The sequence below is a fragment of the Paenibacillus sp. S29 genome (genome assembly GCF_049319765.1).
Taxonomy (GTDB): domain Bacteria; phylum Bacillota; class Bacilli; order Paenibacillales; family Paenibacillaceae; genus Paenibacillus; species Paenibacillus polymyxa_B.
Map to the genome: position 1 here is coordinate 1 of NZ_JBMOUI010000039.1, position 5,101 is coordinate 5,101.

4 protein-coding genes, 9 tRNA genes and 1 rRNA gene are annotated in these 5,101 nt (G+C 44.7%); 11 read left to right on the forward strand and 3 right to left on the reverse strand.

Annotated features, from left to right (window positions below; genetic code table 11):
• The first annotated feature begins 93 nt into the window (after positions 1–93).
• The 9 genes from ACL9RM_RS26235 (at position 94) to ACL9RM_RS26275 (ending at position 882) form a co-directional block, all read left to right on the forward strand.
• A tRNA-His gene (locus ACL9RM_RS26235) sits at positions 94–166 on the forward strand.
• Between the two features lie 17 nt (positions 167–183).
• Positions 184–258 (forward strand) — tRNA-Gln (locus ACL9RM_RS26240).
• 4 nt (positions 259–262) lie between these two features.
• Positions 263–338 (forward strand) — tRNA-Lys (locus ACL9RM_RS26245).
• Between the two features lie 14 nt (positions 339–352).
• A tRNA-Leu gene (locus ACL9RM_RS26250) sits at positions 353–440 on the forward strand.
• 6 nt (positions 441–446) lie between these two features.
• A tRNA-Gly gene (locus ACL9RM_RS26255) sits at positions 447–521 on the forward strand.
• A 10-nt stretch (positions 522–531) separates the two neighbouring features.
• Positions 532–603, forward strand: a tRNA-Cys gene (locus ACL9RM_RS26260).
• Between the two features lie 26 nt (positions 604–629).
• A tRNA-Arg gene (locus tag ACL9RM_RS26265) sits at positions 630–706 on the forward strand.
• Positions 707–728: 22 nt separating this feature from the next.
• Positions 729–802, forward strand: a tRNA-Pro gene (locus ACL9RM_RS26270).
• A gap of 9 nt (positions 803–811) precedes the next feature.
• Positions 812–882 (forward strand) — tRNA-Gly (locus ACL9RM_RS26275).
• A gap of 200 nt (positions 883–1,082) precedes the next feature.
• Here ACL9RM_RS26275 and ACL9RM_RS26280 read toward each other — a convergent pair.
• The 3 genes from ACL9RM_RS26280 to ACL9RM_RS26290 all read right to left on the reverse strand — a co-directional run bounded on the left by ACL9RM_RS26280 (position 1,083) and on the right by ACL9RM_RS26290 (position 3,425).
• Positions 1,083–2,186: a PAS domain-containing sensor histidine kinase gene (locus tag ACL9RM_RS26280; RefSeq protein WP_061832128.1), complete on the reverse strand. Its 1,104-nt coding sequence runs from the start codon at positions 2,184–2,186 to the stop codon at positions 1,083–1,085.
• Positions 2,179–2,832, reverse strand: coding sequence for a response regulator (locus ACL9RM_RS26285; RefSeq protein WP_016818376.1), 654 nt, complete (start codon positions 2,830–2,832; stop codon positions 2,179–2,181). The genes ACL9RM_RS26280 and ACL9RM_RS26285 overlap by 8 nt, the downstream gene beginning before the upstream one ends.
• A gap of 143 nt (positions 2,833–2,975) precedes the next feature.
• Positions 2,976–3,425: a GAF domain-containing protein gene (locus ACL9RM_RS26290; RefSeq protein WP_250267248.1), complete on the reverse strand. Its 450-nt coding sequence runs from the start codon at positions 3,423–3,425 to the stop codon at positions 2,976–2,978.
• A gap of 299 nt (positions 3,426–3,724) precedes the next feature.
• On the opposite strand from ACL9RM_RS26290, the gene ACL9RM_RS26295 reads away from it, so the two are divergent.
• Both ACL9RM_RS26295 and ACL9RM_RS26300 read left to right on the forward strand, forming a co-directional pair.
• Positions 3,725–4,465, forward strand: a complete 741-nt coding sequence (locus tag ACL9RM_RS26295) for a Crp/Fnr family transcriptional regulator (RefSeq protein ID WP_250267249.1) — start codon at positions 3,725–3,727, stop codon at positions 4,463–4,465.
• Positions 4,466–5,037: 572 nt separating this feature from the next.
• Positions 5,038–5,101, forward strand: a 16S ribosomal RNA gene (locus tag ACL9RM_RS26300); the annotation flags it as partial.

The window sequence follows — 5,101 nt, forward strand, 5'->3', positions numbered from 1 at the left end:
GAAGTGGCCAAACGCATCAGACTGTAAATCTGCTCCCTTACGGGTTCGGTGGTTCGAATCCATCATCCTCCACCAGTCTTTTCATAACATATGGCGGTCGTGGCGAAGTGGTTAACGCACCGGACTGTGACTCCGGCATTCGTGGGTTCAAGCCCCATCGGCCGCCCTTTATTCTTAATCTATTGGGGATTAGCCAAGCGGTAAGGCAACGGACTTTGACTCCGTCATGCATAGGTTCAAATCCTATATCCCCAGCCATTAAGAGCCATTAGCTCAGTTGGTAGAGCACCTGACTTTTAATCAGGGTGTCGAAGGTTCGAGTCCTTCATGGCTCACCATTTATAATTATTTTGCGGTCGTGGCGGAATTGGCAGACGCGCACGGTTCAGGTCCGTGTGGGCTAACCCCCCGTGGAGGTTCGAGTCCTCTCGACCGCACCATATTTTGCGGACGTGGCTCAGCGGTAGAGCATCGCCTTGCCAAGGCGAGGGTCGCGGGTTCGATTCCCGTCGTCCGCTCCATTATCCATACGGCGCCATAGCCAAGTGGTAAGGCAAAGCTCTGCAAAAGCTTCATTCCCCAGTTCAAATCTGGGTGGCGCCTTGACTACTCATTATGGAATTTAATATGCGCCCTTAGCTCAGCTGGATAGAGCGTTTGACTACGAATCAAAAGGCCGGGAGTTCGAATCTCTCAGGGCGCGCCATTTCTTAAAAAATGTATAATGTCGGGATGTAGCTCAGCTTGGTAGAGCACCTGGTTTGGGACCAGGGGGTCGCATGTTCAAATCGTGTCATCCCGATACTGATTTGCGGGTGTAGTTCAATGGTAGAACTCCAGCCTTCCAAGCTGGTAGCGTGGGTTCGATTCCCATCACCCGCTTTTTGCTATAGCGGATTCTTGTTGCCTCAGTGGTGACACCTTATAAATAAAGAGAGCCTGTCTGGGGACAGAGCTCTCTCTTTTTTTGTATTTATCCTCATGTAATCCACAATGTGTTGATTATCCATAATCTTCGGTATCGGTGTATATCGTTCTGATTACAACTGGCATACACCGATAACCGATCTAGTGGACAGTTTTTACACGGGAATGGTCAGCTGGATGGAGGTTCCCTTGTCTGGAGCAGAGGTTATGCTCATAAATCCCCCTACCCCTCTAGCTCGTTCTTCCATACTGAACAATCCAACTCCCTCTCCTTGGGACTTTCCAGAGAATCCAATGCCCTCATCCCGAATGGTCACTTGTATCATTTCATTTTGATCCTCGACGTCGACATATGCCTCTGCTACATCTGCGTATTTGGCTACATTCGTTAATGCTTCTTGTACAATCCGATAAATTGCAATTTCCTTGCGAATATCAACCCGTTTACGTAAAGTGCATTGAAAATGCACCTCAATCCCGTAATGAGAACAGAAGTTTTCAATATAGGTTCTTATGGCTGGGACGACACCCAGATCATCCAGAACTGAGGGACGAAGTTCCCACGCTAGACCACGAACATCTTTGATGATGTCGGTCACCTGCGAACGAAGATTCTCCAGAGTAGCACTAGGTTGTTCGGCAAGTTGGCTATCCAATTGGATAATAAGTGAAAACAAGCTTTGCCCTATCCCATCATGCAGCTCTCTTGAAAAGCGTTTACGTTCTTCTTCCTGTATTTGCATGACTTGCGTCATCATAGACTGGAGTTCTGCTTCTACTTTCTTCAGTTTAGTGACCTCATTGCGGATCGCTAAGTACTGATAGGGTTTACCTTCCTCGTCCATAAACGGAACGATCGTAGTATTCACCCAATAGTAGCTGTTATCTTTAGCACGATTACGTATTTCTCCTTGCCATACCTCACCTGAACGGATCGTAGTCCACAGGTTTTTCATGAAGGCAGAGGTATGATAGCCTGAATTAATAAGACGATGATCCTGACCGATCAGCTCTTCACGACTGTATTGCGAAATCTCACAGAACTTGTCGTTTACGTACTGAATAATACCTCGATGATCGGTCAAAGCAACGATGGAAGACGTATCTAGAGCAAATTTCAGATTGGATAATTGGTGGAGTGAGTTACGCAGCGCATGAAGAAAAGGGGATTCTGGTATATAAATTTCCAGATCATTCAGCAGTTTATCGGTTGATTCACCAAAGGCATGCTGCAGTAAAGGGTTAGAAGGTTCATTCATAATGGAGCAGCCCCTTTTTTAGTGCGAATTTGACTAGCTCAGGTCGTGTTTTCAAGTTAAGCTTCTCCATAAGATTGCTTTTATGGGACTCTACGGTTTTGACGCTAATCACCAGGTGCTCGGCAATTTCCTTGTTGGCATATCCTTTGGCTACCCACGATAGAATCTCTTTTTCCCGCTCAGACAAGGATTCATAGGGTCCGGCTATGCCTTCCTGTTTGATTTTGTCCAGATATTCACTCATCAGTCGTTTGGTTGCATTCGGGTACAAATAGGCACTACCTTCGGCCACAGACTGGATGGCAGCGAGTAACTCCTCGTGAGGTGCGCTTTTTAAAATATATCCGGATGCTCCAGCCTGAATGGCTCGGAACAGATATTCTTCATCGTCATGCATCGTTAAAATAAGGACTTCTGTATCGGGCAACTGTTTTTTTAATTCAGTGGTTGCCGTGAGACCATCTTTGCCAGGTGGCATGCTAAAATCCATGAGTACGACATTAGGTTGTAGCTCTACTGCTTTACGGATCGCCTCATCCCCGTCTGCTGCATCTCCTACGACCTTAATACCATTTTTGCCGTCCAATAGGGCCATGAGGCCAGAACGTACGACAACATGATCATCCACTACTAGTATACGAATCAATTTGTCATCCCCTCGAACGGTAAAAAAACCGTGCGTTTTGTCATAATCATAGCAAATTTTAGGGATTTCAATCAACAAAGATAGTTAGGGACAGCCATATCAAGTGTTTTATGAGTTTTATTATCTACAGTAACATTGTTGATCTATGGAGTGAGAGGGTAAGCACATAGTTGGCTAAGGCGTTGAGCGACTTGAGTGGCCTCGGCCACATCAGACTCTGTGAACGTCCTCACATCACGATTACCAAGAAGCAGCACACCGTTAGGCAGATCCCCTGTGCTGGAAAAGGGAATAGCAACAGCAGAGTTAAGCTGCTCGGCCAGCATTAGTGCACACTCCTGACGCAGACGTATACTACCTGATAGTAAAGCACTTACAGTCACGGTACGTCCCAAGCGAACAGCCATCCCGGCAATACCATGGCCAATCTTAAAAGAAATAAGGCGATAGCGATTGCTTCGGCTGCCGGAGGCGTAATACCAATGCAGCTTACCACCCGACTTGGACATAAATGCAAGGGCAGTGAGATCACTATAAATAGTATCTCTCAACTGGTTCAGTTCTTTTCGCATTTCATCCGTTATTTGTAGCATAGAAGACACATCCTTTTTCATAACCAAACTATATCTCTAATTCATTGTAGTTCCGACAGTTACAAAAGTAGATCAGGGAACCCCCTGATCTATAGGCGCAGGAAACACTGAGTTTTGATGAGGTCGGGTAAGGAGTAAGGAAAAGGTCAATAAATGGGGCGTTAGCTTACCTCGGAAGTGATATTTATCACAGTAAATCAGGGAGTAGGAAGGTATAAAATCAGGTGTTCTCCCGATAACAACCCAGGCATTAAAACATTATGATATAGATATCAGGTAAACACGAGGAGGACGCTAACATGCAAGCCACTTGTATGGAACGGTTTGGGGACGAAGCGGAACGCACGGGAATTCAGATTTATTTGACAGAAGAACATTTTGTTCTGCTAAAAGATATTATGTCCTGGAAGAAGGTAAAGGCAGGCGTTATGCTTTTCCGAGAAGGCGATGATGCAGAGCAGCTTTATTATATACATTCAGGTCATGTTAAACTTCGTAAATCGACAGAAGATGGTAAAGAACTGATTCTGACCATTCAGCATCAAGGCGACTTAATTGGGGAATTTAGCGGGATAGATGGAGAAGAGTATAGTTGCACTGCGGAAACAGCCGATGTGTGTGAGTTAGGCGTCGTGCTTGTTAAGGATCTGGAGACGCTCTTGTCCAAAAATGGGGAAATGGCACTTCAGTTCATCCAGTGGATGGCGATGAAGCAACGCATTATGCAATCGCGTTTTCGGGACTTACTGTTGTATGGTAAAACTGGAGCGTTAGCGTCTACATTGATCCGTGCTAGCAATACATGTGGCGTGGCTGTGAAGGATGGCATTTTACTAAATATGAAGCTAAGTCACTCCGAATTAGGTGAGATGATTGGAGCGACGCGCGAGAGTGTGAACCGGATGCTGAGCGCGCTGAAAGAACAGGGAACCCTAGATACAAGGGATGGAAAGATTGTCATTCACGATCTCAAGGTATTACGTGGCATGTGCTGCTGTCCTTCGTACGGCCAATGTGCCCATGAAATTTGTCGCCTCTAATATATGAATACCATTAGGCGGGGTCCAAGAGACTTCGCCTTGCTGCATGTCTTCTAACAATCTAGCACATGGGGTAACGAACAACATAGATTACAAAAAAACTAATCAACGTCGTATAGCGGCTAATTACCAATAATGTATTTATATTAAATGGAACTGAACACATGAGATTTTATGAACTAGCTGTTTTGAAGTAACATTGGAGCTAATAATGGTTGACTAAAAGGTGGAAGGGATTTCAAGTTTAAAAAAGGGATTATTTACAAGTTGCTTTCTTTTGCTGAAAATGATATATTATTTGAGCTGACAACAAAACAGCAGTTTCAAAAGCGAAAAGCTTGGGTAAAATAATCTTCAAAAAAACAGAAAAATAACCCTTGCATTTTTGAGACGAACATGATATGATCTTATAGCTGCTGAAAAACGCGGCGAAAGAGAAGTGTTTGATCTTTGAAAACTGAACAACGAGTGAGTAAAATGATTTTGCTTGCAAAATCAAACAAGAGATATTTTATCTCGTCAGTTTCAACATGAGCTTATCGCTCTTTCTATAAACCAACTTGGGTTGGTCTTTAATGGAGAGTTTGATCCTGGCTCAGGACGAACGCTGGCGGCGTGCCTAATACATGCAAGTCG